10 protein-coding genes, 4 pseudogenes and 1 riboswitch are annotated in these 17108 nt (G+C 74.3%); of the genes and pseudogenes, 12 read left to right on the forward strand and 2 right to left on the reverse strand.

Annotation, left to right across the window (positions count from 1 at the left end; translation table 11 throughout):
- The first annotated feature begins 45 nt into the window (after positions 1-45).
- The 9 genes and pseudogenes from metK to MRQ36_RS24050 all read left to right on the forward strand — a co-directional run bounded on the left by metK (position 46) and on the right by MRQ36_RS24050 (position 11830).
- A complete protein-coding gene (gene metK, locus MRQ36_RS24010; protein ID WP_242798928.1) occupies positions 46-1236 on the forward strand; it encodes a methionine adenosyltransferase in 1191 nt (396 codons plus the stop codon).
- Between the two features lie 59 nt (positions 1237-1295).
- A pseudogene (locus MRQ36_RS24015) lies at positions 1296-3309 on the forward strand (primosomal protein N').
- 269 nt (positions 3310-3578) lie between these two features.
- Positions 3579-4562: an AAA family ATPase gene (locus MRQ36_RS24020; protein ID WP_242798930.1), complete on the forward strand. Its 984-nt coding sequence runs from the start codon at positions 3579-3581 to the stop codon at positions 4560-4562.
- 84 nt (positions 4563-4646) lie between these two features.
- Positions 4647-5918: a cytochrome P450 gene (locus MRQ36_RS24025; RefSeq protein ID WP_242798932.1), complete on the forward strand. Its 1272-nt coding sequence runs from the start codon at positions 4647-4649 to the stop codon at positions 5916-5918.
- Between the two features lie 42 nt (positions 5919-5960).
- The gene (gene def / locus MRQ36_RS24030) at positions 5961-6521 is read left to right on the forward strand and encodes a peptide deformylase (RefSeq protein ID WP_242798934.1); all 561 of its coding nucleotides are present in this window, start codon (positions 5961-5963) and stop codon (positions 6519-6521) included.
- Between the two features lie 5 nt (positions 6522-6526).
- Positions 6527-7441 (forward strand): annotated as a pseudogene (gene fmt / locus MRQ36_RS24035) (methionyl-tRNA formyltransferase); the annotation flags it as partial.
- Positions 7442-7502: 61 nt separating this feature from the next.
- A pseudogene (locus MRQ36_RS24040) lies at positions 7503-9027 on the forward strand (RsmB/NOP family class I SAM-dependent RNA methyltransferase).
- A gap of 209 nt (positions 9028-9236) precedes the next feature.
- On the forward strand, positions 9237-9839 hold the full coding sequence (locus tag MRQ36_RS24045) for a TetR/AcrR family transcriptional regulator (protein ID WP_242798936.1): 603 nt from the start codon (positions 9237-9239) through the stop codon (positions 9837-9839).
- A 263-nt stretch (positions 9840-10102) separates the two neighbouring features.
- Entirely contained in the window at positions 10103-11830 is a 1728-nt protein-coding gene (locus MRQ36_RS24050) for a M28 family peptidase (protein WP_242798938.1), read from the forward strand.
- A gap of 39 nt (positions 11831-11869) precedes the next feature.
- On the opposite strand, the gene MRQ36_RS24055 is transcribed toward MRQ36_RS24050, so the two are convergent.
- Both MRQ36_RS24055 and MRQ36_RS24060 read right to left on the reverse strand, forming a co-directional pair.
- A complete protein-coding gene (locus tag MRQ36_RS24055) occupies positions 11870-12760 on the reverse strand; it encodes a septum formation family protein (RefSeq protein WP_242798940.1) in 891 nt (296 codons plus the stop codon).
- Positions 12761-12841: 81 nt separating this feature from the next.
- Entirely contained in the window at positions 12842-13729 is an 888-nt protein-coding gene (locus MRQ36_RS24060; protein ID WP_242798942.1) for a septum formation family protein, read from the reverse strand.
- A 262-nt stretch (positions 13730-13991) separates the two neighbouring features.
- Between MRQ36_RS24060 and rpe the strand changes: the two genes are divergently transcribed.
- The 3 genes and pseudogenes from rpe (at position 13992) to ribD (ending at position 17107) form a co-directional block, all read left to right on the forward strand.
- A complete protein-coding gene (gene rpe, locus MRQ36_RS24065) occupies positions 13992-14672 on the forward strand; it encodes a ribulose-phosphate 3-epimerase (protein WP_242798944.1) in 681 nt (226 codons plus the stop codon).
- 1 nt (position 14673) lies between these two features.
- Positions 14674-15630: a response regulator gene (locus tag MRQ36_RS24070; protein WP_242798946.1), complete on the forward strand. Its 957-nt coding sequence runs from the start codon at positions 14674-14676 to the stop codon at positions 15628-15630.
- An 81-nt stretch (positions 15631-15711) separates the two neighbouring features.
- Positions 15712-15883, forward strand: a riboswitch (FMN riboswitch).
- Positions 15884-16046: 163 nt separating this feature from the next.
- Positions 16047-17107: pseudogene (gene ribD / locus MRQ36_RS24075) on the forward strand (bifunctional diaminohydroxyphosphoribosylaminopyrimidine deaminase/5-amino-6-(5-phosphoribosylamino)uracil reductase RibD).
- The last annotated feature ends 1 nt before the right edge of the window (position 17108 follow it).

Below are 17108 nucleotides of genomic sequence, written 5' to 3' on the forward strand. Positions count from 1 at the left end.
GCCGCGGAGCGACCGTTCAAGAGTATTCACACGCTTAGGAGTGCCGTGACACGTCTCTTCACGTCCGAATCGGTCACGGAAGGCCACCCGGACAAGATCGCCGACCAGATCAGCGACGGCATTCTCGACGCGCTGCTCGCCCAGGACCCGCACAGCCGGGTCGCGGTCGAGACCCTGATCACCACCGGTCAGGTGCATGTCGCGGGTGAGGTGACCACCAAGGCGTACGCGGACATCCCGACCATCGTCCGGGAGACCATCCTGGGGATCGGGTACGACTCGTCGAAGAAGGGCTTCGACGGCGCGTCCTGCGGCGTCAGCGTCTCGATCGGCGCGCAGTCCCCGGACATCGCCCAGGGTGTCGACAACGCCTTCGAGCTGCGTACCGGGTCGTCGGAGAGCGCGCTCGACGCGCAGGGCGCCGGCGACCAGGGCATGATGTTCGGCTTCGCCTGCTCGGAGACGCCCGAGCTGATGCCGCTGCCGATCGCGTTGGCGCACCGGCTGGCCCGGCGGCTCTCCGCGGTCCGCAAGGACGGCACCATCCCCTACCTGCGGCCGGACGGCAAGACCCAGGTCACCATCTCCTACGACGGGCTGCGCCCGGTCCGCCTCGACACGGTCGTGGTCTCCAGCCAGCACGCCGCGGACATCTCGCTGGAGTCGCTGCTCACCCCGGACGTGCGCGAGCACGTCATCGCCCCCGAGCTGGAGAGCCTCGGCCTGGACACCGAGGGCTACCGGCTGCTGGTCAACCCGACCGGGCGCTTCGAGATCGGTGGCCCGATGGGCGACGCCGGCCTGACCGGCCGCAAGATCATCGTCGACACCTACGGCGGCTACGCCCGCCACGGCGGCGGCGCCTTCTCCGGCAAGGACCCGTCCAAGGTCGACCGCTCCGCCGCGTACGCGATGCGCTGGGTGGCCAAGAACGTGGTCGCCGCCGGCCTGGCCGAGCGCTGCGAGGCGCAGGTCGCGTACGCGATCGGCAAGGCCCACCCGGTGAGCCTGTTCATCGAGACGTTCGGCACCGAGACCGTCCCGGTCGCCTCGATCGAGAAGGCCGTCACCGAGGTCTTCGACCTGCGCCCGGCCGCGATCATCCGGGACCTCAACCTGCTCCGCCCGATCTACCAGCAGACCGCCGCCTACGGCCACTTCGGCCGGGAGCTGCCGGACCTGACCTGGGAGGGCACCGACCGGGCCGCCGACCTCAAGTCGGCCGCGGGAGCCTGACCGCCACCAGGCGCAGCGACCGGCGACCCGCTGACGGGTCGCCGGTCGCTCGTGTCTGCGTGGACGTGCCCCTGCCGCACCTGGACCGCCCCTTCGACTACCTGGTGCCGGCCGAGCTCGACGCCGAGGCCGTCCCCGGGGTGCGGGTGAAGGTGCGCTTCGCCGGGCAGTTGGTGGACGGCTGGCTGCTGGCGCGGGCCGAGCGGTCCGACCACCCCCGGCTGGCGTACCTGGAGAAGGTGGTGTCGCCGGAGCCGGTCCTGGCCCCGGAGGTGGCCCGGCTGGCCCGGGCCGTCGCCGACCGGTACGCCGGCAGCCTCGCCGACGTCCTCCGCCTCGCCGTCCCGCCCCGGCACGCCCGGGTGGAGAAAGACCTCGCCGCCCGCCCCGCCGCCACCCCGCCGGCTTTCGACGCTCCGCCGGCACCCGACGCGCGGTCGGGCTGGACGGCCCCGGCGAGGCGTCGCCGGTGACCGTGCCGACCGTTGCGGCGCTGCCGACCGTCGGCTCCGCGCCCGGCGGCGACCCGTGGACCCGCGCGGTTGGCGGGACTACCCGGCCGGGCCGGCGCTGCTGCGCGCACTGGCCGACGGGCGCGCGCCTGGGCCGTCTGGTCCGCCCTCGCCGGAGAGGACTGGGCCGACCGGTACGCCGACGCCGTCGCCGCCACCGTGCCGGTGGCCGGGGCGCGGTCGTCGTGGTGGCCGACGCCCGCGACCTGGACCGGCTCGACGCCGCGCTCACCGCCACCCTCGGACCGGACCGGCACGTCTGCCTCTCCGCCGCGCTCGGCCCGGCCCGTCGCTACCGCGCCTTCCTCGCCGCCCGGCGCGGCGACGTGCCGGTGGTGATCGGCACCCGGGCCGCCATGTTCGCCCCCGTCGACCGGCTCGGCCTGGTGGCGATCTGGGACGACGGCGACGACCTGCATGCCGAACCCCGGTCGCCCTATCCGCACGCCCGGGAGGTGCTGCTCACCCGGGCCCAGCTCGCCGACGCGGCCGCCCTGGTCGGCGGCTACGCCCGCACCGCCGAGGCGCAGCTGCTGGTGGAGACCGGCTGGGCGCGGAGGTGGTGGCCGACCGGGCGACCGTGCGGGCGCGCACCCCGGCGATCGCCCCGACCGGCGACGACCCGCAGCTGGCCCGCGACCCGGGCGCGGCGACTGCCCGGCTGCCCAGCCTGGCCTGGACGACCGCGCGGACACCCTGCGTGCCGACGCCCCGGTGCTGGTGCAGGTGCCCCGCCGCGGCTACCTGCCCTCGGTGGCCTGCGCGGACTGCCGGACCCCGGCCCGCTGCCCGCACTGCGCGGGCCCGCTCGCGTTGCCGTCGGCCGCGGCACGCCGGCCTGTCGCTGGTGCGGCCGGGTCGCCGCCGCGTACGCCTGCCCGGAGTGCGGTGGGCGGCGGCTGCGCGCCTCGGTCACCGGTGCCCGGCGGACCGCCGAGGAACTGGGGCGGCCTTCCTCGGCGTGCCGGTCCGCACGTCCGGCCGGGAGGAGGTGCTCGCCTCGGTGCCCGAGGGCGCCGGCCTGGTGATCGCCACCCCGGGCGCGGAGCCGGTGGCCGAGGGGGGCTACGGCGCGGTGCTGCTGCTCGACTCCTGGGCCCTGCTCACCCGGGCCGACCTGCGGGCCGGGGAGGAGGCGCTGCGCCGGTGGCTGACCGCCGCCGCGCTGGCCCGGCCGGCCGGCGCCGGTGGCCGGGTGGTGGTGGTCGCCGACGGCGCGCTCGCGCCGGTGCAGGCGCTGCTGCGCTGGGACGCGGCCTGGTTCGCCGCCCGGGAGCTGGCCGAACGACGGGAGCTGGGTTTCCCGCCGGCGGTGAAGATGGCCAGCGTCACCGGCATGGCCGAGGCGGTGGCCGACCTGCTCGCCGGCGCGGCTGCCCGACGACGCCGAGGTGCTCGGCCGGTGCCGGCCGACGAGGGGAAGGAACGGATGCTGGTCCGGGTGCCCCGGGCGCGGGCCGCCGCCCTGGCCGAGGCGCTGCACGCCGCCGCCGGTCAGCGCAGCGCCCGCAAGGCCGCCGACCCGGTCCGCCTCCAGGTCGACCCACTGAGCCTCTTCTGACCGTCCGCCGTCCGTCCGGCAGCGACCGGTTCCCCGGTGACGGGGCGCACCGGGGCCGTCGCCAACCGTGGTGAGCTGGGGTTTGACGGACACGTCGTCCGGCAATTGGGTGGAAGCTGCGTGATAGCATCGCCCGTCATGCCCGGGCGTACGACGGCTCCCGTCACGGCACGGCGTCAGACGCGCCGCGCCGGCGGAGGACTCCGAACGCGTCGAGCCGAAGCCACATCGATGATGTCAACCAGCCGGTGATCAGGGGTGGACCAGTCGTGACCGTTCGTCAATCGATCGTCTTCAACGGTGACCTCGGCAGCGGCAAGAGCACCGTCTCCGTCGAGATCGCCGAGCGGCTGGGGCTGCGCCGGGTCAGCGTCGGCGACCTCTACCGGCAGATGGCGCAGGACCGGCAGATGACCGCGCTCCAGCTCAACCTGCACGCCGAGCTGGACCAGGCGGTCGACGGCTATGTCGACCAGCTCCAGCGCGACATCGCCGCCTCCGGGGAGAGCCTCGTCATGGACTCCCGGCTGGCCTGGCACTTCTTCACCAACGCGCTCAAGGTGCACATGATCACCGAGCCGACCGAGGCGGCCCGGCGGGTGCTCGCCCGCCCGTCCGGTCCGGCCGAGAGCTACACCTCCCTGGAGGAGGCGAAGGCCAAGCTCCGGGAGCGCAGCGAGAGCGAGCGCAACCGGTTCATCCTCCGCTACGGCGTGGACAAGGCCCGGCTGCGCAACTACGACCTGATCTGCGACACCACCCGGGCGAACCCCGAGCAGGTGATCACGCACATCGTCGACGCGTACGAGGGGCGCCTCGGCGCGGACGTGCTGCGGGACGGCCCGCCGCTGCTGCTGCTCGACCCGCGCCGGGTCTATCCGACCGAGGACATCGCCACCCTGCGTGGCCTCGGGGACTCCGAGTTCGTCGACGAGGTCGCCGGGGCCGGCGACGAGGCCCTGGAGCCGCTGACCATCGGCTACACGGGGGAGTACTTCTTCGTCGTCGACGGGCACCGCCGGCTCAGCGCGGCGATCTCCAGCGGCTTCCCGATGGTCCCGGCCCGGCTGGTCGCCGAGGTCGACGAGCCGGTCGTCGGCGGGCTGAGCGCGGTCGACTACTTCGCCGCCCAGGCCCGGCCCGGCCTCATCCACGACTGGGAGGCCGCGCACGGGATCACCCTCCCGCTGCCCGAGCACGCCCTGCTCGGCGGGGCCGCGGTGCTCGCCGGGGAGCCGGGCACCGGCGCCTGACCGCGACCCGGCGGCGGTCCGGGATCGCGGGAACCGGACGTACGGGCGCATGATGGAGGCTTCCGACGCCCGGGGAGGCCGATCGTGGACGCCGCCGACGCTCTCGCCCTGCTGATGTCGCCGCAGGGCCGGATCGACCCCTATCCGACGTACGAGCGGCTGCGCGCGCACGGCCCGGTGGCGCAGGCCGGTCCGGTCTTCTACGCGGTCACCGGCTATGCCGAGGCCGACGAGATCCTGCGCGACCCCCGGTTCGGGGTGATGGACGACGACCTGCGCGACCAGTTCCTGCCCGGTTGGCGGGACAGCCCGGCGGTGCTGTCGATCTCCCGCTCCATGCTGCGCACCAACCCGCCGGACCACAGCCGGATGCGGCGACTCGCGGCCGGCGCGTTCACGCCCCGCCGGATCGCCGGCCTGCGGGACGTGGCGGTGGCGCAGGCCGACGAGCTGATCGACCGGATGCGGGACCGGGGCCGCGCCGGGGAGCCGGTCGACTTCATGGCCGACTTCGCGTACCCGCTGCCGGTCGGCGTGATCTGCGCGCTGCTCGGCGTGCCGGCGGCGGACCGGCCGCTGTTCCGCCGGTGGGCGTCCGACCTGACCGGCGTGCTGGAGCCGGAGATCACGTCCGAGGAGCTGGCGGTCGCCGACCGCGGTGCCGTCGAGCTGCGCGACTACTTCGTCGAGCTGGTCGAGGCGCGCCGGCGCGCCCCGGCCGACGACCTGACCACCGCCCTGGTGCAGGTGCACGACGCCGACGGCGAGCGGCTCTCCGGAGACGAGCTGCTGGCCAACCTGGTGGTGCTGCTGGTGGCCGGTTTCGAGACGACCACCAACCTGCTCGGCAACGGCCTGGTGGTGCTGCTGGAGCATCCCCGGGCGGCCGCCGCGCTGCGCGGTCATCCCGAGTTCGCCCCCGACTACGTCGACGAGCTGCTGCGCTACGACTCACCCGTCCAGCTCACCTCGCGGATGAGCACCGCCCCGACCCGGTACGGCGGGCTCGACCTGCCCGCCGGCAGCTGGCTGATCCTCATGCTCGGGGCCGCCAACCGGGATCCCCGGCGCTATCCGGAGCCGCACCGGTTCGACCCGTGGCGGCCGCAGATCCACCCGCTCTCCTTCGGCGCCGGCCCGCACTACTGCCTCGGCGCGGGGCTGGCCCGACTGGAGGCGCAGGTGGCCTTCCCGCAGCTGCTGCGTCGGCTGCCCGGCCTGGCCCTGGCCGGCGAGCCGGAGCGCCGGGTCCGGCTGACCCTGCGCGGCTACGCCACCCTGCCGGTCACCGTGGGTGAGGAGCCCCCGGTCACCGATCGCGGTACGCCGGCCGGGGCGGCTCCGGGGACTCCGTAGACTGGTACGGCACCACCCGTCCCAGTTAAGGAGCCACCCCGCGTGACCGTTCAGCCCATCCGTCTGTTCGGGGATCCGGTGCTGCGCACGCCGGCCGATCCGGTGGTCGACTTCGACGTCGAGCTGCGCACGTTGATCGCCGATCTCACCGACACGATGCACGAGCAGGGCGGGGCCGGCCTGGCCGCGCCGCAGCTCGGGGTGGGCCTGCGGGTCTTCACCTTCGACGTCGACGACGTCGTCGGTCACCTGGTCAACCCGGTGCTGGAGTTCCCGGACGCCGAGGAGCAGGACGGCCCGGAGGGGTGCCTCTCCATCCCGGGCCTCTACTTCGACACCAAGCGCCGGCAGAACGTGATCGCCAAGGGCTTCAACGGCTACGGCGACCCGATGCAGATCGTCGGCACCGGGCTGATGGCCCGCTGCGTGCAGCACGAGACCGACCACCTCGACGGGGTGCTCTTCGTCGACCGGCTGGACCCGGCCGGCCGCAAGGCCGCGATGAAGGCGATCCGCCAGGCCGAGTGGTACGACCCGGCCACGCCGCCCACGGTCAAGCTGAACCCGCACGCCGCGGGGAACCCCTTCGGTCTGGGGCGGTGACCGGTATGCGTCTGGTCTTCGCCGGCACGCCGGCCGTCGCCGTTCCCGCTCTCGAGGCCGTCGCCGCGTCCGGCCACGAGCTGCTGGCCGTGGTCACCCGCCCCGACGCCCCGGCCGGGCGCGGTCGGGGTCTGGCCCGCTCGCCCGTCGGCGCCTGGGCCGACGCGCACGGCGTCGAGGTGCTCACCCCGGCGAAGCCCCGGGAGCCGGAGTTCCTGGACCGGCTCCGCGCGCTCGCCCCGGACTGCGTGCCGGTGGTCGCGTACGGGGCGCTGGTGCCGCCGGTGGCGCTGGAGATCCCCCGGCACGGCTGGGTCAACCTGCACTTCTCGCTGCTGCCGGCCTGGCGGGGCGCCGCGCCCGTGCAGCACGCCGTCCTGCACGGCGACGAGCTGACCGGGGCCAGCGTGTTCCAGCTGGAGGCCGGGCTGGACACCGGCCCGGTGTACGGCACGCTGACCGACGAGATCCGCCCGACCGACACCTCCGGTGACCTGCTGGAGCGGCTCGCCCACTCCGGGGCGGGGCTGCTGGTGGCCGTCCTCGACGCGATCGGGGCGGGCACCGCCCGCGCCGAGCCGCAGCCCGCCGACGGGGTGTCCCTGGCGCCGAAGCTGACCGTGGAGGACGCCCGGGTGCGCTGGGGTGATCCGGCCTTCGCCGTCGACCGGCGGATCCGTGCCTGCACCCCGGCCCCCGGGCCGTGGACGACCTTCCGGGGCGACCGGGTGAAGCTGGGTCCGGTGACCCCGGTGGCGAACGGCCCCGACCTGAAGCCCGGTGAGCTGCAGGTCGAGAAGTCCCGGGTGCTGGCGGGTACCGCCACCGTTCCGGTGCAGCTCGGCGAGGTGCGGGCGGCCGGCAAGAAGGCCATGTCGGCGAGCGACTGGGCGCGCGGCGTCCGCGTCGCCACCGGCGAGGAACCTCGCGTGACGGGGCCGTCGAGCCGCGGCGTGAACGCGTCGCCGACGAGGGGCCGGCGTGGCCCGGCGCGATCGTCCGACGGGCCGCGGGACGCCGGCCGCGGCGAGCGGTCGCCGAACGCGGCGACCAGTACCCGCGCGGGGACCGCCCGCGCGGCGGGCGGACCGGCGGGGACCGCGCGCGCGGCGGGGACCGCCAGGGGTTCGACCGGCGGCCGGTCCGACCGGCTGTCGACCTGCCCCGGCACGTCGCGTACCAGGCCGTCGCGGCGGTCCACCGGGACGACGCGTACGCCAACCTGGTGCTGCCGGCGATGCTGCGCGAGGAGGGGCTGGCCGGTCGGGACGCCGCCTTCGCCACCGAGCTGACCTACGGCACGCTGCGGCACACCGGCACCCTGGACGCGATCATCACCGACGCGGCCGGCCGGGACGTGCAGCGGATCGACCCGCCGGTACGCGACGCGCTGCGGATCGGGGCGTACCAGCTCCTGCACACCCGGGTGCCGGCGCACGCCGCGGTCTCCTCCACCGTCGACCTGGTCCGCTCGGTGGCCCCGGGGGCGACCGGGTTCGCCAACGCGGTGCTGCGGGAGATCACCACCCGGGACCACGACGGCTGGGTGGCGAAGCTCGCCCCGGACCGCCAGACCGACCCGGTCGGCCACCTGGCGCTGGCGTACAGCCACCCACAGTGGATCGTGCGGGCCTTCGCCGAGGCGCTCGGTGGGGACCTCGCCGAGACGGAACGGCTGCTCATCGAGGACAACGAGCGGCCACCGGTGCACCTGTGCGCGCGGCCCGGCCTGGCCGACCCGGTCGAGCTGGCCGACGAGGTGGGCGGCGCCCCGGGGGCGTTCTCCCCGTACGCCGTCTATCTGCCCGGCGGCGCGCCGGGCGACCTGCGCGCGGTCGTCGAGGGGCGGGCGCACGTCCAGGACGAGGGCTCCCAGCTGGTGGCGAACGCCCTGGCGAGCGCGCCACTGGACGGCCCGGACGGCCGCTGGCTGGACCTGTGCGCCGGCCCGGGCGGCAAGGCCGGTCTGCTCGGTGCGATCGCCGCACAACGGGGTGCCCGGCTGACCGCGGTGGAGGTGGCCGAGCACCGGGCCCGGCTGGTCGAGCAGGCCACCCGGGGACTGCCGGTGGCCGTGCTGGCCACCGACGGGCGGACGGTGGGCGCGGACCCGAAGCTGCCCGAGGGGCACTTCGACCGGGTCCTGGTCGACGCCCCCTGCACCGGGCTGGGTTCGCTGCGCCGCCGGCCGGAGTCGCGCTGGCGGCGGCAGCCGTCCGACCTGCCGCCGCTGACCCGGTTGCAGCGGGAGCTGCTGACCGCGGCGCTGAAGGCGGTCCGCCCGGGTGGTCTGGTCGCCTACGTCACCTGCTCCCCGCACACGGTGGAGACGCACGTGACGGTGACCGAGGCGGCCCGCCGGTGCGGCCTGCCGGTCGACTTCGTCGACGCCCGTCCGCTGCTGCCGGCCGGCATGCCGGGGCTGGGTGACGGGCCGACGGTGCAGCTCTGGCCGCACCGGCACGGCACGGACGCGATGTTCCTGGCGGTGCTGCGCCGGGGCTGACCCGGCGTCGCTGACCGCCCGCGCGGCCGGTGGTGCATACCGGCACCACCGGTCGCGCGGGCGCGCGCCCGGGCGTCGAGACCTGGTGCCCCTGTCCTGCGGCTGCCGAGCCGCCATGCCGGCCGGCGGGAGCGGGCGGTCACCGGCGGAACGGCGATGACCGACCTTGCCGGAGATGGTCGTGCGGCTCCTCGGGTTAGACTGGACACATGTCCGGTTACGATGTCGAGCCCAGCGGACACGTGTCTGCTTCGGCCCGGGGCGCCGCGGTGGCGCGTGCCGACGCGCGGCGCAACCGCGAACGGATCCTGCAGGCGGCCCGCGAACTGGTGCACGAGCCCGGTGAGCTGAAGCTCAACGCCGTCGCGAAGGCCTGCGGCATCGGGCAGGGCACGCTGTACCGGCACTTCCCCACCCGGGAGGACCTTCTCGTCGAGGTGTACCGCCGCGAGGTGGACGACCTGGTCGACGCGGCCGGCCACCTGCTGGCCGCTCGCCCGCCGTTGGCGGCGCTGGCGGCATGGTTCGACCGGGTGGCCGCCTACGCTCGCGTCAAACGCGACGTGTTCGCCGCCGTCGAGGCGGCGACGGGGCGCGACCTCGCCGCCCACAGCCTCGGTCCGATCGGTGCGGCGGTGGAGATGCTGCTGGCCGCGGGCCGCGCGGACGGCAGCATCCGCGCTGATGCCGAAGCCCGGGACGTCATCGTGCTCATCGGTTGGCTGACGCGCGTGGACGACGCCGAACTCGACGCCCGAGGGCCGCGACTGCTGTCGATCCTCGTCGACGGCCTGCGCGTACACCGTCCCTGACGTGAGCGCGCCCGGCGGGCGCTCGCGACGTCACCGACCGGGCGGTACCGGCCTCCGGGTGGCACCGGATCCGGGCGAAGGAGCATCGCCCGGCCATTCACCATCCGCTGCCCGTACCGGCGAATCTGTTACACCACCGTTGACTCCGCGATCGATACATGTAACTGTTCCGATCACCGGAATCGACGCCGGGGCTCCCACCCCCGGAGCCCACGGGTCGGGCCGCCCCGAAGGCACCCCCGCCGACCCCACGAGGAGTCCCCATGAGACGGAGAACGCCGGCCGCCGGCCTCGCGCTCGCCCTCTTCGCCGCCATGACGGCGACCCTGGCCGTCCCGGCCGCCGCCACCGCCCGCCCGGCCGCCGCCCCCGCCCTGCTCGCCGCCGCCCCGGACGTCTCGGTGACCAACGTCCAGGCGCACCTGACCCAGCTCAACACGATCGCCACCAACAACGGCGGCACCCGGCGGGCCGGCTCCGCCGGCTACACCGCCTCGGTCAGCTACGTGAAGAGCAAGCTCCAGGCCGCCGGCTACACCGTCACCGAGCAGACCTGCACCACCTGCACCTACCCGGCCAGCAACCTGATCGCCGAGTGGCCCCAGGGCCCCGCCGACCAGGTGGTCATGTTCGGCGCCCACCTGGACAGCGTCTCCGCCGGCCCGGGCATCAACGACAACGGCTCCGGCTCGGCCACCCTGCTGGAGAACGCGCTGGTGCTGGCGAGCCAGAACCCGACGATGACCAAGCGGGTCCGGTTCGCCTGGTGGAACGGCGAGGAGCAGGGCCTGCAGGGCTCGAAGTTCTACGTCAGCCAGCTCAGCGCCACCCAGAAGAGCTACATCAAGGGCTACTACAACTTCGACATGGTGGCCTCGCCCAACGGCGGGTACTTCATCAACCGGGTCACCTCCGCCACCGCCGCGCCGCTGAAGGAGTACTGGGACAGCTTCGGCATCCAGCCCGAGGAGAACGTCGAGGGGCAGGGCCGCTCCGACGACTACTCGTTCGCCAACGCCGGCATCCAGACCTCCGGCTACGCCGCGGGCGCCAGCGCCACCAAGACCTCCGCGCAGGCCAGCAAGTGGGGCGGCACCGCCGGCGCGGCGTACGACGGCTGCTACCACCGCTCCTGCGACACCACCAGCAACATCAACGCGACCATCCTCAACCGCAGCGCGGACGGGGTCGCGTACGCCATCTGGCAGCTCGCGGTCGGCGGCACCTCGACCAACGACTTCTCGGTGGCGGTCAGCCCCACCTCCGGCAGCGTGGCCCGGGGCGGCTCCACCACCGCGACGGTCAGCACCACGACCACCAGCGGCACCGCCCAGACCGTCAACCTCTCCGCCTCCGGCGCGCCGAGCGGCGTGACCGTGTCGTTCAGCCCGTCGTCGGTGACCTCCGGCGGCTCCGCCACCATGACGGTCAGCGCCTCGTCGACCGCCACCACCGGCACCTTCACCATCACGGTCACCGGCACCGGCGCGGTCACCCGCACCGCCACCTACAGCCTCACCGTGACCGGTACGGGTGGCTGCGCGGGCGGCCAACTGATCGGCAACAGCGGCTTCGAGTCGGGCAGCACGCCGTGGACGGCCTCCTCCGGCGTGATCACCAACTCGACCAGCCAGGCGGCGCACGGCGGGTCGTACAAGGCGTGGCTGGACGGGTACGGCAGCAGCCACACCGACACGCTGTCGCAGTCGGTGAGCGTCCCGGCCGGGTGCTCCAGCTACACCCTGGCGTTCTGGCTGCACATCGACACCGCCGAGACCGGCTCCACGGCGTACGACAAGCTGACCGTCCAGGTCGGCACGACCACCCTGGCGACGTACTCGAACGTCAACGCCGCCAGCGGCTACACCCAGCGCACCTTCAACCTGGGCGCGTACGCCGGCCAGACGGTGACGCTGAAGTTCACCGGCGTCGAGGACGCCTCGCTGCAGACCAGCTTCGTCATCGACGACGTGACGCTGCAGGTCGGCTGAGTCGCGCAGGGGCGGGGTGGGCCGGCCGGCCCACCCCGCTCACTGCACCGGCAGGGCCTTGCTGCCGCCGCCGGCGACCGAGCGGGTCAGGGTGCGGTCGTCCAGCCACAGGAAGCACTGCACGCCGTGGTTGCCGTTGTTCCACTCCTCCTCGTAGGGGTGGTACATGATCGTGCCGGCCCGGTACTGCATGTCGCTGTTGTCGGGCACCTTCACGTACTTGGCGATCAGCGACCGGCAGGCCTGGTGGGTGCGCTGCCGGGACTTGGCGAAGGTGGCGTACGGGACGTCCGGGGCCTGCCAGACGCCGACGAACTCGGCGTGGTGCTTCGCGGTGCAGGCGGCCGGGCGCATCTCGTCGATGTCCTCCTTGACCACCTTCGGGTTGAAGCAGCCGTACGCCAGCGGGGACCCGGCGGCCAGCGCGTTGCGCAGGCTGGTGGTACGCGGGCTGACGCCGAAGTCGTCCAGGCTGACGGTCTCGGAGACGTCGCACCGGAACCAGCGGGCGCCTCCCGACCAGGCCTGCGTCGACGGGAAGATGACGGTGACGTGCAGCCGCCCGGTGCGCCAGTCCGCCCCGACCGCCCGGCTGACCTGCCGGTCGCACTCGGCCGCGGCCTTCCGCATGCCGGTGGAGGCGGGCCGCGGGGGAGCGCCACGATTGGCGTCCATGCCGGTCAACGTGCCGACGTGCAGGGTCTCCGCGCGGTGCGGCCCGGTGCAGTCGACCGGGTTGTAACCGGTCAGGTAGCCGATGTCCTGGACGGTCGAGTGGCAGACGCCGTTCGCCGGCAGGAAGCTCTTCGCCGGGCCGAGGGCCGGCCAGTCGTCGGCCACGTCCCGGTCCACACCGGTCGGTGTGCCGCAGCCGGCGAGCGCCAGCGCCGCCGTCGTACCCAGGACGACCGCCGTCCACCAGCGCCGCATCGCCTCGACCTCCCCGTCCGCCGTGGGCCCGGCTCCGACCGCCGGGGTACGCCACGGCGGTGCAGCATACGGCACCGGGGCTCAGATCGCGGGGAGTCCCTTCGGCCCCACGCCGCGCATCGAGCGGGTCAGCCGCCGGTCGTCGCTCCACAGGAAACAGCGCACCCCGCGGTCGCCCTCCTCCCACTCCCGCTGCGACGGCGGATAGAAGATCGAGCCGGCCCGGTACGGCAGGTCGCTGTTGTTCGGCACGTCGGCGAAGGCGGCGATCAGTCCCATGCACCGCCGGTGCACCTGCTGGCTGGAGCGGGTGAAGACCGCCCAGCTCATGTCGCGTTCGACATAGACACCGACGAACTCGGCCCGGTGCGGCTCGGTGCAGAGCACCGGGGCCATGTAGTTGAGGTTGTTGCCGATCAGCTTCGGGTCGAAGCAGCGGTGCACCAGCGGGTTGTCGCTGACCAGCGCGCCGCGCAGGCTGCCCACCCGGTTCACCGGGCGGGTGTTGTCGATGCTGTCGGTCTCGCTCAGGTCGCAGCGGTACCAGCGGGCGCCGCTGAGCCAGCCGGTCACCGACGGGAGCGCGATGTTGAGGGTGAGCCGGGCGGCGTGCCAGTCGCCGCCGATCGCCTCGCGGGCCCGCTGGTCGCACTCGGCCCGGGCGGTCCGCAGCGCGGGGGAGCCCGGCTCGGGGCGGGTGCCGCCGGCGGTGGCCCCGGTGAACATGCCGACGTGCACGGCCTCGGCGAGGTGGCTGCGCGCGCACTCCACCGTCTCGTACGTGCCGGCCTGCACGACCGGCGTGATCCGGGGCAGGCAGGCGTCCGTGGCGGGGACGAACAGGCGGGGCGCCGACAGTGGGGGCCAGTCGTCGATCAGGTCACCGTCCGCCCGGTGCGGCTGGACGCAACCGCCCAGCGCCACCGTCGCCGTGCCGGCCAGCGCCAGCGCCACGAGCCACCGTCGCATCGTCCGCCCTTCCCGGGAGCTGACAGTCGCCTCGCCGCGCACCCGGTGCGGCGTCTTCCCGCCACGGGGCGTGCGGCACATGTGACCGTCCCTGTTGGAGTGTCGCCGTGTTTCCGTCGTTCGGCCAGTCGCAGGTGGCTATTCGTTCGGAATTTCGGCCCGGAGGGTCCGATTCTGCACCACTGGTCACGGCTGGGTCACAGCGAGTCTCCGTCGGTGCCGCGCTGCGGGCGGCGGGTGGCCGCGTTCGTACACTGGCCCCGTGACCGTACCGCCGCCGATCGTCGCCCCCAGCATCCTGGCCGCCGATTTCGCCCGTCTCGCCGAAGAGGTCCGCGCCGTCGAGGGCGCCGCCGACTGGCTGCACGTGGACGTGATGGACAACCACTTCGTGCCGAACCTGACCATCGGGCTGCCCGTGGTGCAGAGCCTGCGCGCGGTGACCGAGATCCCGTTCGACGTGCACCTGATGATCACCGATCCGCGCCGCTGGGCGCCCGGGTACGCGGACGCCGGGGCGTACAACGTCACCTTCCACGCCGAGGCGTGCGACGACCCGGTGGCGCTGGCCAAGGACCTGCGCTCGGCCGGGGCGAAGGCCGGGCTGGCCATCGACCGGGACACCCCGATCGAGCCGTACCTGGAGCTGCTGCCCAGCTTCGACACCCTGCTGATCATGACGATCAAGGCCGGGTTCGGCGGGCAGCGGTTCATCCCGCAGCTGCTGGAGAAGGTGCGCGCCGCCCGGCGGCACGTCGACAGCGGCCACCTGGAGCTGCGCATCGAGGTCGACGGCGGGATCGCCGCCGACACCATCGAGCAGGCCGCCGCGGCCGGTGCGGACGCCTTCGTGGCCGGCACCGCGGTCTACGGCGCCGACGATCCGGCCGAGGCGGTACGCCGCCTGCGGGCCCTGGCGGAGCGCGCGGCCACCGGGGCCTGAGGTGGAGCCGGCCGGCGAGCGACCCGACGTCATCCTGGTCGTCGACGACGACGAGGACATCGCCCGTTTCGTCGAGTTCAACCTCCGGCTGCACGGCTTCGAGGTGCTGCACGCCGGTGACGGCCAGGAGGCGCTGGAGGTCATCGAGCGGCAGCGCCCCGACCTGGCCGTGGTCGACCTGATGATGCCCCGGGTCGACGGGCTGGAGCTGACCCGCCGGCTGCGCGCCGACCCGATGACCTCCGCGCTGCCGGTGATCATGCTGACCGCCAAGGGGATGACCGTCGACAAGGTCAACGGCCTCAGCGTCGGCGCGGACGACTACCTGGTCAAACCCTTCGACACCCTGGAGCTGATCGCCCGGGTGCACTCCACCCTGCGCCGCAACAAGGAGTTCCGCGAGGTCTCCCCGCTGACCGGGCTGCCCGGCAACAGCCGGATCCGCCGCGAGATCAGCGACCGGGTCCGCAACGGCGTCGACTACGCCGTCGGCTACATCGACATCGACCGGTTCAAGAGCGTCAACGACCGGTACGGCTTCGTCCGCGGCGACGAGTTCATCTCCGCGCTGGCCCGCAGCCTGCACCGGGCGGTGGTCTCGATCGGCCTGCCGCCGGCCTTCCTCGGCCACGTCGGCGGCGACGACTTCGTCATCGTCTGCACGCCCGGCCAGGTGCGCCCGCTGACCAGCCGGGCGGTGGTCGACTTCGAGCAGGCCGCCGACGCGCTCTACGACCCGACCGACGCCGAGCGCGGGTTCGTCGAGCTGAAGGACCGCCGGGGCAACATCCGGCGGGCCGCCCTGGTCACCCTCTCCATCGGCGTCTCGCTCTCCGACGCGAGCAAGCGGTTCACCGACCCGCTGGAGGCGATCGCGGTCGCCTCCGAGATGAAGACGGTCGCCAAGAGCCAACCCGGGTCGTACGTGGCGGTCGACCGCCGCCGCGGCGTTACGTGATCGTGCGGACTTCCCTGTGAGGTAGCTCGCCTCTCTGGCGCGACCCCCCGCCCGGCGTGTAAGACTTCCCGTGTACCCACCACGCGCTGGCGGGGCTCGGTGAAATTCCGAACCGGCGGTGATCCACGGTCCGACCGTGGTAAGCCCGCGACCCGGACGGCTTCGGCCGCCCGGTGGACCTGGTGAGAATCCGGGGCCGACGGTTGGGGACGGCTGGTCCGTTCCCAGAAAGTCCGGATGGGAGACAGCGCGCGGGACGGGGAGGCCCCTGTCGGCCGGCTGACACCCTCGGCCGCCGCGTGGGCCCCTCGGGGTCGGCTCCGCCGTCCCCGGATCTCCGCCGCCGCCCGCCCGCGGCATCCTGCCGTCCCTCCCCGCCGCGCGTGCACCGGCGAGCGAGAGGGCAGGGGCAGGCGATGGCGAGCGTCTCCGTCGACGAGGCGATGCGTCGCGCGATCGCGCTGGCCGCCCGGGGGCTCGGCACCACCAGCCCCAACCCGGTCGTCGGCTGCGTCCTGCTCGACCCGGACGGCGAGGTCGTCGGCGAGGGCTTCCACGCGTACGCCGGCGGACCGCACGCCGAGATCGTCGCACTCGCCCAGGCCGGCCGGCGGGCCCGTGGCGGCACCGCCGTGGTCACCCTCGAACCCTGCGACCACACCGGCCGTACCGGGCCGTGCAGCCACGCGCTGATCGCCGCCGGCGTCGCCCGCGTGGTGGTCGCCGTGCCCGACCCCAACCCGGTCGCCTCCGGGGGCGCGGCCACCCTGCGCGCCGCCGGGGTCCAGGTCGAGTTCGGGGTACGCGGGCCGGAGGCCGAGGCCGGAAACGTCGCCTGGCTCACCTCGATGCGCCGCGGCTGGCCGTACGTGATCTGGAAGTACGCCGCCACCCTCGACGGGCGGTCCGCCGCGGCCGACGGCAGCAGCATGTGGATCACCTCCGAGGCCGCCCGGATCGACGTGCACGCCCTGCGCGGCACCGTCGACGCGGTCATCGCCGGGGTCGGCACCGTGCTCGCCGACGATCCCCGGCTCACCGCCCGCAACCTGCGCGACGGCACCCTGGCCATCCGGCAGCCGCTGCGCGTGGTGGTGGACAGCTCGGGGCGTACCCCGGCCGACGCCCGGTCCGCGACGGCGCCGCCCGGACCTGGATCGCCACCGCCGCGGAGGTCGGCGCCGGCCCGGACGGCCGGGTCGACCTGCCGGCGCTGCTCGCGGAGCTGCACCACCGCGGCGTGCGGGCCGCGCTGCTGGAGGGCGGCCCCCGGCTGGCCGGCGCGTTCCTCGCCGCCGGCTTGGTCGACAAGGTCGTCGGCTACGTCGCCCCGAAGCTGCTCGGCGCCGGCCCGACCGCGCTGCTGGACGCCGGCGTGGGCACCATCGCCGACGCCATCGACCTGGAACTCACCGACGTCACGCAGGTCGGCCCCGACCTGCGGATCACCGCGCTGCCCCGCAAGAGGGAGGCCTGAC

It is taken from the genome of Micromonospora sp. R77 (assembly GCF_022747945.1).
Taxonomy (GTDB): Bacteria; Actinomycetota; Actinomycetes; order Mycobacteriales; family Micromonosporaceae; genus Micromonospora.